The following is a 17,538-nucleotide window of genomic DNA, read 5'->3' as shown; positions in this document are numbered from 1 at the left end:
TACCGGAGCGCCGCTCGGTCGGCGGCGTTAGCACAACTCTGTGAACGTTAATACGAACCATTCTCAATGTTCGTCAGTTTAGCATCGTTCGATTCCCGCAACAATTTGAGCGAGCTTACAGACCTAGGCGCAGTAAGGCTTTTCGCCGACTCGCACGATCGCGGCGGGCATAAAAAAGGCGCGGCGAACCGTCCGATTCGCCGCGCCTTTCGAATTAAGCCTTGAAAATCACTTACATATTGCTTACTTACCGCCGATTCCGCTCACGTGATCGCCCACGTTCGCCCCGAACACGCGCTGCCGCAGGAGCGCCAATTGGTCGCGGGTCTGCGCCGCTTTTTCGAATTCGAGATTCTTGGCGTGATCCATCATCTGCTTCTCGAGGCGCTTGATTTCCTTCGCGATCTGCTTCTCGGACATGTCTTCGAACTTCGCGCGCGCCTGCGCTTCCTTCAGCTCGGCGCGGGCGTCGTCGGCGTTGTAGACGCCATCGATGATGTCCTTGATGCGCTTCTCCACCCCGCGCGGCGTGATGCCCATCTTCTCGTTGTGCGCCATCTGCTTGGCGCGGCGCCGCTCGGTTTCGCCGATGGCGCGCTTCATCGAGTCGGTCATGTTGTCGGCGTAGAGAATCGCCTTGCCGTTCACATTACGCGCCGCGCGCCCGATGGTCTGGATCAGCGAGCGCTCGGCGCGCAGGAAGCCTTCCTTGTCGGCGTCGAGAATCGCGACGAGCGAGACTTCGGGAATATCGAGACCCTCGCGCAGCAAGTTGATGCCGACGAGCACGTCGAACGTGCCGAGCCGCAGATCGCGGATGATTTCCACGCGCTCGACCGTGTCGATATCGCTGTGCAGATAGCGCACCTTCACGCCGTGATCGGCGAGAAACTCGGTCAGCTGCTCGGCCATGCGCTTGGTCAGCGTCGTGACGAGCACGCGCTCCTGCACCGCCACGCGCGCGTTGATTTCCGAGAGCACGTCGTCGACCTGCGAGCGCGCCGGACGCACTTCGATTTCCGGATCGACGAGACCCGTCGGCCGCACGAGCTGCTCGGCCACCTGCCCTGCCTTCTGCTGCTCGTAGTCGGCGGGCGTCGCGGAAACGAAGATCGCCTGGCGCATCTTGCGCTCGAACTCGTTGAACTTGAGCGGCCGGTTATCGAGCGCGGACGGCATCCGGAAACCGTAGTCGACGAGATTTTCCTTGCGCGCGCGGTCGCCGTTGTACATGCCGTTCAACTGGCCGATCAATACGTGCGACTCGTCGAGCAACATCAGCGCATCGGGCGGCAGATAGTCGACGAGCGTCGGCGGCGGCTCGCCAGGCGCCGCGCCCGAGAAGTGCCGCGAGTAGTTCTCGATGCCCTTGCAGAAACCGAGCTCCTGCAGCATTTCCAGATCGAAGCGCGTGCGCTGCTCCAGCCGCTGTGCTTCGACGAGCTTGCCCTCGCTGTGGAAGAATTCGAGCCGCTCGCGCAATTCGAGCTTGATGGTTTCGATCGCGCGCATGACGGTGTCGCGCGGCGTCACGTAATGCGACGACGGGTACACGGTGAAGCGCGGAATCTTGTTGCGCACGCGTCCGGTGAGCGGATCGAAGAGCATCATCGATTCGATTTCGTCGTCGAAGAGCTCGACGCGCACCGCCATTTCCGCGTGCTCGGCCGGAAAGATATCGATGGTGTCGCCGCGCACGCGAAACGAACCGCGCTGAAAATCGGCTTCGTTGCGCGTGTACTGCATCGCGATCAGGCGCGCGATGACGTCGCGCTGGCCGAGCTTGTCGCCCGTGCGCAGCGTGAGAATCATCTTGTGATATTCGGACGGATTGCCGATACCGTAAATCGCGGACACCGTCGCGACGATCACCACGTCGCGCCGCTCGAGCAGGCTTTTCGTGGCCGAAAGCCGCATCTGCTCGATGTGCTCGTTGATCGACGAGTCCTTCTCGATGAAGAGATCGCGCTGCGGCACGTACGCTTCCGGCTGGTAATAGTCGTAGTACGAGACGAAATACTCGACGGCGTTGCGCGGAAAGAACTCGCGGAATTCCGCGTAGAGCTGCGCGGCGAGCGTCTTGTTCGGCGCGAAGACGATCGCCGGACGGCCGAGCCGCGCGATGACGTTCGCCATCGTGAAGGTCTTGCCCGAGCCGGTCACGCCGAGCAGCGTCTGAAACGAGAGACCGTCCTCGACGCCTTCGACGAGCTTCGCGATGGCATCGGGCTGATCGCCCGCGGGCGGATACGGCTGATACAACTGAAACGGCGAGCCTTCGAACGTGACGAACTTCGATTCGTCCAGTTCTTCCGGGGATGCGATGAGAGTGTCGGACATGAGAAATCGAGAAAGTCAGCGCCTGAGGCAAACAATCATTCTAGCGTCGTACGCGATGCGCGCGCTCGCCTGGACGTGACCGGGATGTGGAAGCGTAGTCTCCATCAGATTGGGCATGGTTCGCCGATCTCAAGCGCACCGGCTCACGCCCTTTTTTATCGCGCGCTTTTGGCGTGTTCGCGGAATTAAGGGCCAAAAAGCACGCGCATTCGCGCCATATTCGGCCGAAAAGCCGCGCCGGATTCGCTACAATGTGCGACTGGGCTCGACGGCATGATGCCGTCGTCGCCACGCTTCCCCGCCGCACGTCTTTCCTCCACTGCCGATAGATCATGTCTCTTTTCTCTGCCGTCGAACTCGCTCCCCGCGACCCGATCCTGGGCCTCAACGAAGCCTTCAACGCCGATACGCGCACGACCAAAGTCAATCTGGGCGTCGGTGTGTACACGAACGAAGAAGGCAAGATTCCGCTCCTGCGCGCCGTGCGCGAAGCCGAGAAAGCGCGCGTCGATGCCGCGCTGCCGCGCGGTTATCTGCCGATCGACGGCATCGCCGCCTACGACGCCGCCGTGCAGAAGCTGCTCCTCGGCAACGATTCGCCGCTGATCGCCGCGGGCCGCGTCGTGACGGCGCAGGCGCTTGGCGGCACGGGCGCGCTCAAGATCGGCGCGGACTTTTTGAAGCGCCTGAACCCGAACGCAGTCGTCGCGATCAGCGATCCGAGCTGGGAAAACCATCGCGCGCTCTTCGAAGGCGCCGGTTTCGAAGTGGTCCACTACCCGTACTACGAAGCCTCCACGCACGGCGTGAACTTCCACGGCATGCTCGCCGCGCTGAACAGCTACGCGGCGGGCACCGTCGTCGTGCTGCACGCGTGCTGCCATAACCCGACGGGCGTCGATCTGTCGGACGAGCAGTGGAAGCAGATCGTCGAAGTCGTGAAGGCGAAGAACCTCGTGCCGTTCCTCGATATGGCGTATCAAGGCTTCGCGGAGAACATCGACGCGGACTCCGCCGCCGTGCGTCTCTTCGCGGCATCGGAACTGAACGTGTTTGTGTCGTCGTCGTTCTCGAAGTCGTTCTCGCTGTACGGCGAGCGCGTCGGCGCACTGTCGATCATCACGACGAGCAAGGAAGAATCGGCACGCGTGCTCTCGCAACTGAAGCGCGTGATCCGCACGAACTATTCGAACCCGCCGACGCACGGCGGCTCGATCGTCGCGGCCGTGCTGGCGTCGCCGGAACTGCGCGCGACCTGGGAGCAGGAGCTGGGCGAAATGCGCGATCGTATCCGCGCAATGCGCAACGGTCTCGTCGAGCGACTGAAGGCGAGCGGCGTCGATCGGGACTTCTCGTTCGTCAACAAGCAGCGCGGCATGTTCTCGTACTCGGGTCTGACGGCTGCGCAAGTCGATCGTCTGCGTGAAGAATTCGGCATCTATGCCGTGAGCACGGGCCGCATCTGCGTGGCCGCGCTGAACACGCGCAACCTCGACGCCGTCGCGAACGCGGTCGCCGCCGTGCTCAAGTGAGCAGTTCGGCCGCGTCCAAATGAAAATGGCGCCCTTTGCGGGCGCCATTGTTTGTGTGCGTCGAAAACCGGCGGATCAGAGCGTCTTTTCCGCCGAGACGGCAGCGGGTTGTGCGTCTTCGTCGTCGACGAAGCCGAGCGAAATCGCGCGCGCCAGTTCTGCGCTCACGCCCGCGACGCTGGTTTCTTCATGGCGCATTGCCGCGTCGCTGCCCTCGCCGGCGTGCATGCAGAACGCGAGCGCGATCGGAAGCAGGATGGCGACGGGCCAGTAGGTCGATATTGTCTTTCTCATGGGACTGCCTTTGGTCGATGTGTCGCAGTGGGCATCGGATCAAGGGAACCCACTGATGGACATTTCGAATTTTACGGACTTGTCCCGACCTTAAAAAGCCGTTGAAAAGCAAAGGATTGTTGCGCCCGGGACAACAAGCCGTTTTGATGAACGTCGCGACCGCTCGCGCCTTTATGACAGCTTGCCGTCATAAAGGCTTACAAAGTTGTTCGCGACATCCACGCGTCGATGATGTCTTATTCAGTAATGGTTCTACAGAATTTCCCACGATCATGAAATCCGCAGTCGCTGGTGTCTTGCTTGCTTCGTCTGCCGCACTTCTCGGTGGTTGCGCGGCGTATCCCGATGCGTCGGCCTATGGCGGCGGCTACCCTGCTGTCTACGACGACCCGGGCTACGGATACTACGGTGGCCCGCCGCCGGGCGTCGTCGTAGGCGGCGGTTACTACTCCGGGCCGGGCCCGATTTACTACGGTCCGCCTAACCGATATTGGGACGATGGTCCCGGCTGGCGTCGTCCGCCGCCGGGCGGATGGCGCGGCGGGCATCCGCCGCGCGACCGGGGTCCGGGCGGCCCGCCTCCGCAGGCGGGCGGCGGACATCCGAACGGTCCGCCACCGCAAGCAGGCGGCGGCCGTCCTCCGGCAGCGCAGCCCCCGCAAGCAGGCAACTCGCCGGCGCCGCAGTCCGTGGGCGGTCGGCCGCCGGGACCGAATCGCGCCCCGCCACCATCCGCGAATGGCGGTGGGGGCAATTCGCAGGGCGGCAATTCGCGCGGCTTCCTGGGACGGTACGGCGGATAAAAGCGCTTCGACGACGAAGGCCGCGCCCGATCGAAAGATCCGGCGCGGCCTTGTTTTATCCGAGATGCGAATGCTGCGCCTTGTACAGCTCTCGGAATGTGCGCCCGACTGGCGCGGGCATGTCGCGCGTGTCGGTCCATCCGGCGCCGAACGGAAGTCGTGAAATCGTCTTCTTGTTGCCGCCGATGCGTTCGAGCACGCGCACCGCGAGCTTCGTGAAAAGGGCATAGGCGAGCGGCCGCTTCGCGAGATAGCCCCACGCCGCGAGCGCGGCGCGCTCGTTCCACGGACGCAGCCGACGCTCCATCTGCTTCTCGCGTAGCTTGCGCAGCAGATCCGACAACGGAATGCCGACCGGACAAACACTGTTGCACTCGCCGCAAAGCGTTGCGGCTTGCGGCAGATCGAGCGCCTTGTCGATGCCGACATAAGCCGGCGTCAGCACCGAGCCCATCGGTCCCGGATACACCCATCCATACGCATGTCCGCCGATCTTCTGATAGACCGGGCAATGATTCATGCACGCGCCGCAGCGGATACAGCGCAGCATCTCCTGAAACTCGCCGCCGATAAGCCCGGTGCGGCCGCCATCGACGAGCACGAAGTACATATGATCGGGCCCGTCCGTCTCGTCGGCCGCGCGCGGTCCGGTCAAGAGCGAAAAGTAATTCGAGATCGTCTGGCCGGTCGCCGAGCGCGGCAGGAGGCGCATCGCGGTCGCGAGATCTTCGAGCGTCGGCAGCACTTTTTCGATGCCCGTCACCGCGACATGCACGCGGGGCATCACGGTGCACATGCCTTCGTTGCCCTCGTTCGTGACGACCGCCACCGACCCCGTCTCCGCGATCAGGAAATTGCCGCCCGTCACGCCCATGTCCGCCGACATGAAATGCGGCCGCAACACTTCCCGCGCCTCGCGCGTCATCTCCGGGATGTCGGTGAGGCGTGGCTTGTTGTGCGTCTTCGCGAAGAGATCCGCGATCTGCTCCTTATCCTTATGCACGACCGGCGCGATGATATGGCTCGGCGGCTCGTTGTCGTTGATCTGCAGGATGTATTCGCCGAGATCGGTCTCGATCGACTGCACGCCCATCTCGCCGAGCACGCGATTCAGTTGCATCTCTTCCGAGACCATCGACTTGGTCTTGATGACCTTCTTCACATCGTGTTTGCGCGCGATGTCCGCGACGAGCTTCGCCGCGTCCTGCGTCGTTTCGGCGTAAAGCACGGTCGCGCCGCGACGCGTCGCCTCGCGCTCGAAGGTTTCGAGCCACACGTCGAGATTCTCGAGCGCGCGATTGCGGCGCTCCTTCAACGCGGCGCGCGTTGCCTCGAAGTCGATGTCGCGCACCGCGCTCGCACGCGCGCTGACGAACTTGGTCGAGAGCTTGGTGAGATTCTGCTGCAGGCGCTCGTCGGCGAGCTTGCTTCCCGCGCGCGCCTTAAAGTGCATCGTCTGGACTTGCATCCGTTTGTCTCCTTCAGGCGCGACGCGCCGCGTCGCCCGCGAGCACTTGCGCGATATGCAGCACGCGCGTCGACGTATCGCCGGTGCGGCGCAGGCGCCCTTCGATGTTCAGCATGCAGCCGAGGTCGCCGAGCACGACGGTATCCGCGCCGCTCGCCTTGATGTTCGCGCATTTCTCATCGACGATCGCCGTCGAAATGTCGCCGTACTTCACCGCGAAGGTGCCGCCGAAGCCGCAGCAATGCTCGCATCCGGCCATCTCGGTCACGGGCACGCCTGCCTGGGCGAGCAGCTCGCGTGGCTGCGATTTCACGCCGAGTTCGCGCAGACCCGAGCAGGAATCGTGATACGTCACCATGCCGTCGAACACGCCCGGCTCCATGCGCGCCTTCGCGATGTTCACGAGAAAATCGGTCAGTTCGAACACGCGCGGCTGAAGGCGCGCGAAGCGGCTCATCAATTGCGGATCGTCGCGAAAGAGATCGCCGTAGTGCGCGCGGATCATGCCGCCGCACGAACCGGACGGCACCACGACATAGTCGAACTGCTCGAATTCGCGCAGCGTTTTTTCGGCGAGATCGCGGGCGAGCGGCCGATCGCCCGAGTTGTAGGCAGGCTGGCCGCAACAGGTCTGCGACGGCGGCACGACGACTTCGAAACCCGCCTGCTCGATCAGCTTGATGACCGAGAAGCCGATTTCCGGGCGCATCATGTCGATGAGACATGTCACGAATAATCCGACTCGCATTGGGGCGTTTCCTGTTTGTGGAGTGATGTGAACGCAGCGCCGATTATCCTTGATAAGTCCCGCGCGACGGGCTTCTCGCTGGCCATCGATGTCATCGACGAGCGCATTGTTTTGGCGAAGCGTTCGCTTTTTTCACATTATGAGATACAATCCCCATTCCGCTGTTTGACGCATCAACCGATTTGTCACGATGAGCGATACGAACCCGGAATCCAAAACCTCCATTCAGGTGATCGAGCGCATGATGCGTCTTCTCGACGCCCTCGCCGATCACACTGACCCCGTCAGCCTGAAAGAACTCGCCCAGAGCACCGATCTGCACCCATCCACGGCGCATCGCATTCTGAACGACATGGTGCTATGCCGGCTCGTGGACCGGTCGGACCCCGGCACGTATCGCCTCGGCATGCGCTTGCTGGAGCTCGGCAATCTCGTCAAGGCGCGTCTTTCGGTGCGTGAAGCCGCGATGCCGCCGATGCGCGAGTTGCATCGGCAGACCGGGCAGACCGTCAATCTTTCCGTGCGGCAAGGCGACGAGATCGTCTATATCGAGCGCGCGTACTCGGAGCGCTCGGGCATGCAGGTCGTGCGTGCGATCGGCGGCCGCGCGCCGTTGCATCTGACGTCGGTCGGAAAGCTGTTTCTCGCCGCCGACGAAGCCGCGCGCGTACGCGCGTATGCGATGCGAACCGGTCTCTCCGGCCACACGCAGAACAGCATCACCGATCTCTCGAAACTCGAGCGCGAACTGTCGCTGGTGCGCCAGCAGGCGTGCGCGCGCGACAACGAGGAACTCGAACTCGGCGTGCGCTGTATCGCGGCGGGCATTTACGACGATACGGGACGCCTCGTCGCCGGCTTGTCGCTGTCCGCGCCCGCCGATCGTCTGCAGGACGCCTGGCTGAAACAATTGAGCCACACGGCGCTCGAGATCTCGCAATCGCTGGGATATCACCCGGAAGAGGCAGCTTCCGACGCGCAACAACACGCGCATCGCTGATTTCTTCGCCGCATGTCAAAACGGGATTCGTCTTTCGACGAATCCCGTTTGCTTTTGCATCAGCGAAGATCAGGCGCTCAAGGATTTGCGCCGCTGCCCATATCCGCGCTCATGATATGCGGCTCGCCGAGCGTGTCGAGATACGAACGCAGACGGCCCGCGTCGGCGAAGCGCGAATACTTGCCGTACGAATCGAGCAGCACGATGACGACCGGACGGCCGTTGACGGTTGCCTGCATCACGAGGCACTCGCCCGCTTCGTTGATGAAACCCGTCTTCTGCAAGCCGATGTCCCACGAAGCATTGCGGATCAGCGCGTTCGTGCTGTTGTAGGCGAGATTGCGCTTGCCGGTGAAGACGTCGTAGCTGCGGTCGGTCGAGAACTTGCGGATCAGCGGATATTGATACGCCGCGTTGACCATCTTCACGAGGTCGCGCGCGCTCGACACGTTCTGGCTCGTGAGCCCCGTGGAATTCTCGAAGTGCGTGTCGACCATGCCGAGCGACTTGGCCTTCGCGTTCATCGCGGCGATGAACGCCGGACGGCCGCCCGGGTAATAGCGCGACAGTGCCGCCGCCGCGCGATTTTCCGACGCCATCAGCGCGATGTGCAGCATGTCTTCGCGATTCAGTTGAGATCCGACCGCGAGGCGCGAACCCGTGAACTTCTCGTAGTCGCGGTCTTCGTCGGTGACGGTGATTTCATCGGTCAGCGGCATGTGCGAATCGAGCACGACCATCGCGGTCATCAGCTTCGTGATCGATGCGATCGGCACGACGGCGCGCGAGTTCTTGTCGAAGAGCGTCTCGGACGTGTTCTGGTCGACGACGTAAGCCACGCTCGAACGCAGCGCGAGGCTGTCGGGGGTATCGTGCAGCCCGAACGCCTGACCAACCGACGTCGCGCGCGGCTGGAACGCAACCGCGTGCACCGCGGCGCGTCGCGAATGCGCTTCCATGCGATACGACGCGCGACGCTTGCGCGATGCGCGCGGCGCGTCATCGTCGTCATCGGCCGCGGCGACTTTCGCCGCTTTCGCGGGCTTCGGCGCTTTCAGCGTGGTCTTGGCGACGCGTGCGGGCTTTTCAGCCTTGGCGGTGGATTTCTTTGCGGTTTTGGTTTGGGTGGCGGTCTTCGCGAGGGCTTCAGCCGGAGCCGCTGCGAAGGACGTCGCTACTGCGATGGAGACGGCGATGGACAATGCCGAGCGCACTGCCACGCCATGCACCACCTTCAACGACGAAAACATTTCGGTTTTCATTAGTGTTCTGTTGGGCGGCTGGAGGGTACCGCCAAGTGTAGTGAAGCTACGAAATTTAAGCAATATTAAGCACTTATCGGCACTCGTTAAACCGAGTTGTAAGCCGTGATTGCGTATTGCTGAACAAAAAACCGCCTCGATCGGAAAAAACGATCGGCCCGGCGAAATAGTGCTGCCCAAAATGCGCTTTGCTACACCGCGACAAACGCACTATCGGCAAAACTTTCCACGACTTTAGTGAAACGTGAGGATCGGATCAGACAAAACGCAGAGATACGAACGGGAGTCAGCACCAACGGAGGGCACAGACGATCACGAGACAGCTCGGACAGCCGAAATGTTAACGTTTCTTCAACAATTTGGTGTACGGCGACATCCTAAAAATAAGACGAGCTTCAGAAATATCTCGCTTCCGCATCGCCGCAGAACCCGCGCTGTCCGCGTCGCAGGAACATCAAAGTTTCATCGAGCCGTGCTTTGATCGTGTCGAACATGCGGCCCGATGCGTGTCGGAAGCCATGCCCAGCTTGAGTGCATAGGGTTTCCACGGACGCTTATTTCGACCACGCAATCGGCATGTAAGTTGTTGTTTAACATACGGTTTCTGCCTATTGTGCGGCGCACAAAAAGTGCTTGACATCCATCGGAATATCTCTAAAATGGGTCTCATGTTGCGACGCACCAATCGCAGTTGCACCTAGCCGGCAGGTATATCGCGCCGGATCTACCCAAACCACGACCCGCGTTGATGGGTCTGCCATCAGGAGCCTGAGATGACGCTGTTGACCCCCGAGCAAATCGCCGCTGCACAGAAAGCCAACTTCGACACGCTGTTCGGCCTCACGAACAAGGCGTTCGAAGGCGTTGAGAAGCTCGTCGAACTGAACCTGCAAGTTGTGAAGTCCACGCTGGCCGAAAGCCAGGAAAACGCACAGCGCGCGCTGTCGGTGAAGGACGCGCAGGAACTGCTCGCCCTGCAAGCCAGCCTGACCCAGCCGGTCGCGGAAAAGGTGCTGTCGTACGGCCGTCACCTGTATGAAATCGCGTCGGCCACGCAAGCCGAATTCGCCCGCGTCGCGGAAGCGCAGTACGAAGAACAGAACCGCAAGGTCCAAACGCTCGTCGACAACGTCGCGAAGAACGCACCGGCCGGTTCGGAAACCGCCGTCGCCGTCATGAAGTCGGCCATCACCGCCGCCAACACGACGTACGAAACGGTTCACAAGGCAACGAAGCAAGCTGTCGAAATTGCGGAAAGCAACTTCAACGCTGCCGCTACGGCTGCGACGAAGGCCGCTACGCAAGCGACCGAGCAAGCTGCCCGCGCCACCAAGAAGTCGGTTGCGTAAGTTTGCCGCCGGGCCCCTGCCCGGCCGATGCAGCAAGAATCACGAAGAACCCGGCCATCGCGCCGGGTTTTTTGTCGTCTATTGCTCGTGAATCCCACAAACAAAAAGGCGCGCTCCGGTCAAGGAGCGCGCCTTTCTTCTGTAACCGCGGACGCTTACTTCTTGCGCTGCGGCGGCAAGTCCGTGCACACGCCTTCGTACAACTCGGCGGCCATGCCGACCGATTCGCCGAGCGTCGGGTGCGGGTGGATCGTCTTGCCGATGTCGGTCGCATCCGCGCCCATCTCGATCGCGAGACACACTTCGCTGATGAGATCGCCCGCATTCAGACCGACGATGCCGCCGCCGATCACCCGATGCGTCTCTTCATCGAAGATGAGCTTGGTGAAACCTTCGTCGCGGCCGTTGGCGATCGCGCGGCCCGACGCGGCCCACGGGAACACCGCCTTGCCGAACTTGATGCCTTCGGCCTTGCACTGCTCTTCCGTCTTGCCGGCCCACGCCACTTCCGGATCCGTATAAGCGACGGACGGAATCTGCAGCGCGTCGAAATACGCCTTCTCGCCGTGCGCCGCTTCCGCCGCGACGTGGCCTTCGTGCACGGCCTTGTGCGCGAGCATCGGCTGGCCGACGAGATCGCCGATCGCGAAGATGTGCGGCACGTTGGTACGCATCTGCTTGTCGACGTTGATGAAGCCGCGATCCGTCACCGCGACGCCCGCCTTGTCCGCGCCGATCTTGCCGCCGTTCGGGCTGCGGCCGACCGCGAGCAGCACGAGGTCGTAGCGCTGCGGCTCGGCCGGCGCCTTCTCGCCTTCGAACGTCACATAGATGCCGTCTTCCTTGGCTTCCGCCTTGGTCGTCTTGGTCTTGAGCATGACGTTCGTGAAGCGCTTGGAATTGAACTTCTCCCAGACTTTCACGAGATCGCGGTCCGCGCCGAGCATCAGGCCGTCGAGCATTTCGACGACGTCGATGTCCGCGCCGAGCGTCGAATACACCGTCGCCATTTCCAGCCCGATGATGCCGCCGCCCACCACCAGCATGCGCTTCGGAAGCTGGCGCAGTTCGAGCGCGCCGGTCGAATCGACGACACGCGGATCGTCCGGGAAGAACGGCAGCTTCACCGCCTGCGAACCCGCCGCGATGATCGCCTGCTTGAACTTGACGACCTTCTTGCCGTCCGCGCCGTTCACTTCCATGTGATTCGGATCGACGAACGCGCCGACGCCCGTCACGACCTGGACCTTGCGCGCCTTCGCCATGCCCGCGAGACCGCCGGTCAGCTTCTTGACGACGCCTTCCTTGAAGCCGCGAAGTTTGTCGAGATCGACCTTCGGCTCGCCGAAACTGATGCCGTGCGCCGCGAGCTCGGCCGCTTCGTCGATGACGAGCGCCGTGTGCAGCAACGCCTTCGACGGAATGCAGCCGACGTTCAGACACACGCCGCCAAGCGTCGAATAACGCTCGACGAGCACGGTCTTCATGCCGAGATCGGCGGAACGGAATGCCGCCGAATAACCGCCGGGACCGGCGCCGAGCACGAGCATGTCGCATTCGACATCGGCCGCGCCGGCGTAGCTGCCTGCTTGCGGCGCGGGCGTCGGCGCGGCTGCCGGCGCCGCTTTCTGGGGCGCGGGAGCAGGCGCCGCAGCGGACGCGCCGCCTTCGAGCGTCAGAACCAGCGTGCCTTCCGACACGTTGTCGCCGACCTTCACCTTCACTTCCTTGACCGTGCCGGCGGCAGGCGACGGCACGTCCATCGTCGCCTTGTCGGATTCGAGCGTGATGAGCGACTGCTCCTTTTCGACCGTATCGCCCGGCTTCACATGCACTTCGATGACGGGAATGTCCTTGAAGTCGCCGATATCCGGCACCTTCACGTCCTGCACGCCGCCGCCCGAAGCCGCAGCCGGTGCGGGCGCAGCGGCGGGAGCCGGAGCCGGCGATGGCGCGGCCGCAGCGCCGGCGGTTTCGATCATCGCGATGACCGAGCCCTGGCTCACCTTGTCGCCCTGCTTGACCTTCACTTCCTTGATGGTCCCCGCGACATCCGCGGGCACTTCCATCGTGGCCTTGTCGGTTTCGAGCGTGATGACGCCCTGTTCCTTTTCGATGACGTCGCCGGCTTTGATATTGACTTCGATGACATCGACATCGGAGAAGTCGCCGATGTCGGGTACTTTTAGTTCGACGAGACTCATGTTGTCCCCTAAGAGATATGCGGATGGAACCTCGGACGAACGTCCGAGGTTCCGCCGTCGGCCAGATCAGCAGATCAGAGAATGACGCGACGGAAATCGCCCAGAATCGCCGACAGATAAGCGTTGAAGCGCGCCGCGGCCGCGCCGTCGATGACGCGATGGTCATACGACAGCGACATCGGCAGCGTGAGGCGCGGCACGAACTGCTTGCCGTCCCACACGGGCTTCTGATAACCGCGCGACAGGCCGAGGATCGCGACTTCGGGCGCGTTGATGATCGGCGTGAAGTGCGTCCCGCCGATGCCGCCCAGCGACGAGATCGAGAAGCAGCCGCCCTGCATCTGATCGGGCTTCAGCTTGCCGTCGCGCGCGAGCTTCGACAGTTCCGCCATTTCCTTGGCGATATCGACGAGGCCCTTCTTGTCCGCGTCGCGGATCACCGGAACGACGAGGCCGTTCGGCGTATCGGCCGCGAAACCGATGTGGTAGTACTGCTTGAAGACGAGGTTGTCGCCGTCGAGGCTCGCGTTGAAGTCCGGGAACTTCTTCAGCGCCGAGACCACGGCCTTGATGACGAACGCGAGCATCGTGAACTTCACGCCCGCTTTCTCGTGCTCCTTGTTGAGCTTCACGCGCAATTCTTCGAGCTCGGTGATGTCGGCTTCGTCGTTGTTCGTGACGTGCGGGATCATCACCCAGTTGCGATGCAGGTTCGCGCCCGAGATCTTCTTGATGCGCGAGAGCGGCTTCGGCTCGACCGGACCGAACTTCGTGAAGTCGATCTTCGGCCACGGCAAGAGGCCGAGTTCGCCGCCGCCACCGCCAGCCGGCGCCGCAGCCGCAGGCGCCGCGCCCTGTCCCGACATCACGCCCTTCACGAACGCGGTGATGTCCTGCTGCGTGATGCGGTTCTTCGGCCCGGTGCCGCGCACGCGCGACACATCGACGCCCAGTTCCCGCGCGAACTTGCGCACCGACGGCGACGCGTGGCTCGACGTGCGCGAGCCGTCGCCGGCGGGAATGACAGGCGCCTGCGCGAGCGCGGACGGCGCTTCCTTCGGCGCGGGCGCGGGCTTCGCGGGCGCATCCGAGGGCACTTCCTTCGGTGCCGCCGGCGCGGGCGTGGGCGCCGGTGCGGCCGCGCCGCCTGCGCCGCCTTCCAGCACGAGGATCAGCGTGCCTTCGGAGACCGTATCGCCGATCTTGACCTTCAGTTCCTTGACCGTGCCCGACGCCGGGCTCGGCACGTCCATCGTGGCCTTGTCGGATTCGAGCGTGACGAGCGACTGCTCCTTCTCGACCTTGTCGCCGACTTTCACCGCGATCTCGATGACCGGGATGTCCTTGAAGTCGCCGATGTCCGGCACTTTCACTTCGACGGAACCGCCGCCGCTTGCAGCGGGCGCGGCAGCCGGCGCGGGCGCAGCCGCCGCAGCCGGCGCCGGAGTCGGCGCAGCGGCCGCACCGCCGCCTTCCAGCACGACGATGAGCGAGCCTTCCGACACGTTATCGCCGACCTTGACCTTCACTTCCTTCACGACGCCCGCTGCCGAGCTCGGCACGTCCATCGTGGCCTTGTCGGATTCGAGCGTGACGAGCGACTGCTCGGGTTCGACCGTATCACCCACCTTGACCAGCACCTCGATCACGGGGATGTCCTTGAAATCGCCGATGTCCGGCACTTTGACTTCGATCGCTTGACTCATTATTAGTGTCTCCTGGGTCGCACGCGGGCCTCCTTCCGCTTCGGAAAGAGGCCGCGTCACAACGCACGGGGGCGATGCCTTTAGACGGTCATCGGGTTGGGTTTGGACGGGTCGAGGTTGTACTTCTTGATCGCCTCGGCGACGACCTTGCGCTCGATCGTGCCTTCGTCGGCCAGCGCGTTGAGCGCAGCCAGCGTCACCCAGTAGCGGTCGACTTCGAAGAAGTGGCGCAGCGCTTCGCGCGTATCCGAGCGGCCATAGCCGTCGGTGCCGAGCACCACGAACTTCTGCGGGACATAGCCGCGAATCTGGTCGACGAGCGCGCGGATGTAATCCGTCGATGCGATCACCGGGCCCTTCGCGTCCTTCAGCAGCGCCGTGACGTGCGGCAGCTTCTTCTCTTCGGTCGGATGCAGCAGGTTCCAGCGCTCGCACGCCTGACCGTCGCGGGCCAGTTCGGTGAAGCTCGGCACGCTCCACAGATCGGCGCTGACGCCCCAGTCGTCCTTCAACAGTTGAGCCGCGGCGATGACTTCGTTGAAGATCGTGCCCGCGCCCATCAACTGAACGTGCGCCTTGGCCGGCGCATCGGCCTTCTTGAAGGCGTACATGCCCTTGATGATGTCCGAAGCCACGGCATCGCCTTGTGGGATCGCCGGATGCTCGTAGTTCTCGTTCATCACGGTGATGTAGTAGTACACGTCTTCCTGGTCCGCGACCATGCGGCGCAGGCCGTCCTGCATGATGACGGCGAGTTCGTAACCGAACGTCGGGTCATAGCTCACGCAGTTCGGAATCGATGCCGCCCACAGCAGCGAGTGGCCGTCTTCGTGCTGCAGCCCTTCGCCGTTCAGCGTCGTGCGGCCAGCGGTGCCGCCCAGCAGGAATCCGCGCGAACGCATGTCGCCCGCGGCCCACGCCAGATCGCCGATGCGCTGGAAGCCGAACATCGAGTAGAAGATGTAGAACGGGATCATGATCTCGCCGTGCGTCGAGTACGACGTCGCGGCCGCGATCCAGTCACACATGCCACCGGCTTCGTTGATGCCTTCCTGCAGGATCTGCCCCGTCTCCGATTCCTTGTAGAACATCAGCTGGTCGGAGTCTTCCGGGATGTACTTCTGGCCGTCCTGATTCCAGATGCCGATCTGGCGGAAGAGGCCTTCCATGCCGAACGTGCGCGACTCGTCCGGGACGATCGGCACGATGCGCTTGCCGAGCGCCTTGTCCTTCAGCAGGATGTTGAGGATCCGCACGAACGCCATCGTCGTGGAGATTTCACGGCCTTCGCCCGTGCCCTTCAAGAGCGGCTCGAACGCGGACAGCGCCGGCACCGGCAGCGATTCGGCCTTCTCGCGGCGCGTCGGCAGATAGCCGCCCAGGTCCATGCGCTTCTGGCGCATGTATTCGAGTTCCTTCGAGCCTTCCTCGAACGTGAGATACGGCACGTCGGCGATCTGCTCGTCGGTAAGCGGCAGACGGAATTGGTCGCGGAATTTCTTCAGCGTGTCGATCGGCAGCTTCTTCTGCTGGTGCGTGATGTTCATCGCCTGACCATGCTCGCCCATGCCATAGCCCTTGATGGTCTTGGCGAGGATGACGGTCGGCGCGCCCTTCGTCTTGGTCGCTGCGTCGAAGGCCGCGTAGATCTTGTGCGGATCGTGGCCGCCGCGGTTCAGGTTCCAGATGTCGTCATCGGACCAGTCGGCGACGAGCGCCTTAAGTTCCGGCGTGTTGAAGAAGTGCTCGCGCACGAACGCGCCCGACTCCGACTTGTACGTCTGATATTCGCCGTCGACGACTTCCATCATGCGGCGCATCAGCGCGCCGGTCTTGTCGCGTGCGAAGAGCGCGTCCCAGCGGCTGCCCCAGATGACCTTGATGACGTTCCAGCCCGCGCCGCGGAATTCGCTCTCGAGTTCCTGAATGATCTTGCCGTTGCCGCGCACCGGGCCGTCCAGTCGCTGCAGATTGCAGTTGATGACGAACACGAGGTTGTCCAGACGCTCGCGGCCGGCCATGCCGATCGCGCCGAGCGATTCCGGCTCGTCCGTTTCGCCGTCGCCGAGGAAGGCCCAGACCTTGCGGCCTTCGGTCTTCGCCATGCCGCGCGCGGCCATGTACTTCATGAAGCGCGCCTGATAGATCGCCATGATCGGGCCGAGGCCCATCGACACGGTCGGGAATTGCCAGAAATCCGGCATCAGCCACGGATGCGGATACGACGAGATGCCCTCGCCGCCCACTTCCTGGCGGAAGTTGTTCAGTTGCTTTTCGGTCAGGCGGCCGAGCAGGAACGCGCGCGAATAGACGCCCGGCGACGAGTGGCCCTGCACGAAGACGAGGTCGCCGCCGTGATCTTTCGAAGGCGCGTGCCAGAAGTGATTGAAGCCGACGTCGTAGAGCGTCGCGGCCGATGCGAACGAAGCGATGTGACCGCCGACGTTCGTGTCCTTGCCCGCGCGCAGCACCATCGCGATGGCGTTCCAGCGGGTGTACGAGCGGATGCGGTGTTCGATGTCCTGATCGCCCGGAATCTTCGCCTGCGAAGCGACGGGGATCGTGTTGATGTACGGCGTGTTCGCCGAAAACGGCAGGTGCTCGCCATGCACGCGAGCGAATTCGATCTGTTTCTCGATCAGGTAGTGCGCGCGATCAGGACCGACCGCGGAAATCACGCCGTCGAGCGCATCGAGCCACTCGGCGGTTTCCTGAGGATCGTCGTCCTTGGCGTTGGCGACATATTTGAGAACTTCGTCGGGTACAGCGGACATGCTCGTCTCCTGATGTGAGGAACACTCGATGAGAACCGCCGGCGCACGCCCGCGAACA

The 17,538-nt window shown here is 62.9% G+C and carries 12 protein-coding genes and 1 pseudogene; 4 read left to right on the top strand and 9 right to left on the bottom strand.

Annotated elements, in window-relative coordinates:
* Positions 1 to 243 precede the first annotated feature (243 nt).
* A complete protein-coding gene (gene uvrB / locus LDZ23_RS04765) occupies positions 244 to 2,340 on the bottom strand; it encodes an excinuclease ABC subunit UvrB (RefSeq protein ID WP_008350451.1) in 2,097 nt (698 codons plus the stop codon).
* Positions 2,341 to 2,672: 332 nt separating this feature from the next.
* Between uvrB and LDZ23_RS04760 the strand changes: the two genes are divergently transcribed.
* Complete coding sequence (locus LDZ23_RS04760) at positions 2,673 to 3,872, top strand: amino acid aminotransferase (protein ID WP_244807889.1); 1,200 nt, start codon at positions 2,673 to 2,675, stop codon at positions 3,870 to 3,872.
* Positions 3,873 to 3,947: 75 nt separating this feature from the next.
* On the opposite strand, the gene LDZ23_RS04755 is transcribed toward LDZ23_RS04760, so the two are convergent.
* A complete protein-coding gene (locus tag LDZ23_RS04755) occupies positions 3,948 to 4,166 on the bottom strand; it encodes a hypothetical protein (RefSeq protein WP_244807888.1) in 219 nt (72 codons plus the stop codon).
* A gap of 272 nt (positions 4,167 to 4,438) precedes the next feature.
* On the opposite strand from LDZ23_RS04755, the gene LDZ23_RS04750 reads away from it, so the two are divergent.
* On the top strand, positions 4,439 to 4,969 hold the full coding sequence (locus tag LDZ23_RS04750) for a hypothetical protein (protein WP_008350459.1): 531 nt from the start codon (positions 4,439 to 4,441) through the stop codon (positions 4,967 to 4,969).
* Between the two features lie 55 nt (positions 4,970 to 5,024).
* Here LDZ23_RS04750 and LDZ23_RS04745 read toward each other — a convergent pair whose 3' ends face one another.
* Positions 5,025 to 6,437, bottom strand: coding sequence for a lactate utilization protein B (locus LDZ23_RS04745; RefSeq protein ID WP_244807887.1), 1,413 nt, complete (start codon positions 6,435 to 6,437; stop codon positions 5,025 to 5,027).
* 13 nt (positions 6,438 to 6,450) lie between these two features.
* Positions 6,451 to 7,185 carry a (Fe-S)-binding protein gene (locus LDZ23_RS04740; protein WP_244807886.1) on the bottom strand — a complete coding sequence of 245 codons (735 nt, stop codon included), beginning with the start codon at positions 7,183 to 7,185 and terminating at the stop codon, positions 6,451 to 6,453.
* 190 nt (positions 7,186 to 7,375) lie between these two features.
* Between LDZ23_RS04740 and LDZ23_RS04735 the strand changes: the two genes are divergently transcribed.
* On the top strand, positions 7,376 to 8,185 hold the full coding sequence (locus LDZ23_RS04735) for an IclR family transcriptional regulator (protein ID WP_008350464.1): 810 nt from the start codon (positions 7,376 to 7,378) through the stop codon (positions 8,183 to 8,185).
* A 77-nt stretch (positions 8,186 to 8,262) separates the two neighbouring features.
* Here LDZ23_RS04735 and pbpG read toward each other — a convergent pair whose 3' ends face one another.
* On the bottom strand, positions 8,263 to 9,447 hold the full coding sequence (pbpG, locus tag LDZ23_RS04730) for a D-alanyl-D-alanine endopeptidase (protein ID WP_033537204.1): 1,185 nt from the start codon (positions 9,445 to 9,447) through the stop codon (positions 8,263 to 8,265).
* Between the two features lie 773 nt (positions 9,448 to 10,220).
* Here pbpG and LDZ23_RS04725 point away from each other — a divergent pair.
* Positions 10,221 to 10,796: a phasin family protein gene (locus LDZ23_RS04725; RefSeq protein ID WP_008350468.1), complete on the top strand. Its 576-nt coding sequence runs from the start codon at positions 10,221 to 10,223 to the stop codon at positions 10,794 to 10,796.
* Positions 10,797 to 10,951: 155 nt separating this feature from the next.
* Here the strand turns inward: LDZ23_RS04725 and lpdA are convergent, their stop codons facing one another.
* The 4 genes and pseudogenes from lpdA to aceE form a co-directional block, all read right to left on the bottom strand.
* Positions 10,952 to 12,688 carry a dihydrolipoyl dehydrogenase gene (gene lpdA / locus LDZ23_RS04720; RefSeq protein WP_033537214.1) on the bottom strand — a complete coding sequence of 579 codons (1,737 nt, stop codon included), beginning with the start codon at positions 12,686 to 12,688 and terminating at the stop codon, positions 10,952 to 10,954.
* Positions 12,689 to 12,832: 144 nt separating this feature from the next.
* A pseudogene (locus LDZ23_RS34920) lies at positions 12,833 to 13,000 on the bottom strand (biotin/lipoyl-containing protein); the annotation flags it as partial.
* 74 nt (positions 13,001 to 13,074) lie between these two features.
* Complete coding sequence (aceF, locus tag LDZ23_RS04715; RefSeq protein WP_244807885.1) at positions 13,075 to 14,706, bottom strand: dihydrolipoyllysine-residue acetyltransferase; 1,632 nt, start codon at positions 14,704 to 14,706, stop codon at positions 13,075 to 13,077.
* A gap of 80 nt (positions 14,707 to 14,786) precedes the next feature.
* Entirely contained in the window at positions 14,787 to 17,480 is a 2,694-nt protein-coding gene (aceE, locus tag LDZ23_RS04710; RefSeq protein ID WP_034472145.1) for a pyruvate dehydrogenase (acetyl-transferring), homodimeric type, read from the bottom strand.
* Positions 17,481 to 17,538 lie beyond the last annotated feature (58 nt).

Origin of the sequence: Caballeronia zhejiangensis (assembly GCF_022879815.1) — a bacterium.
GTDB classification, from domain to species: Bacteria; Pseudomonadota; Gammaproteobacteria; order Burkholderiales; family Burkholderiaceae; genus Caballeronia; species Caballeronia zhejiangensis.
This window is presented reverse-complemented; position numbering and strand designations above follow the sequence as displayed.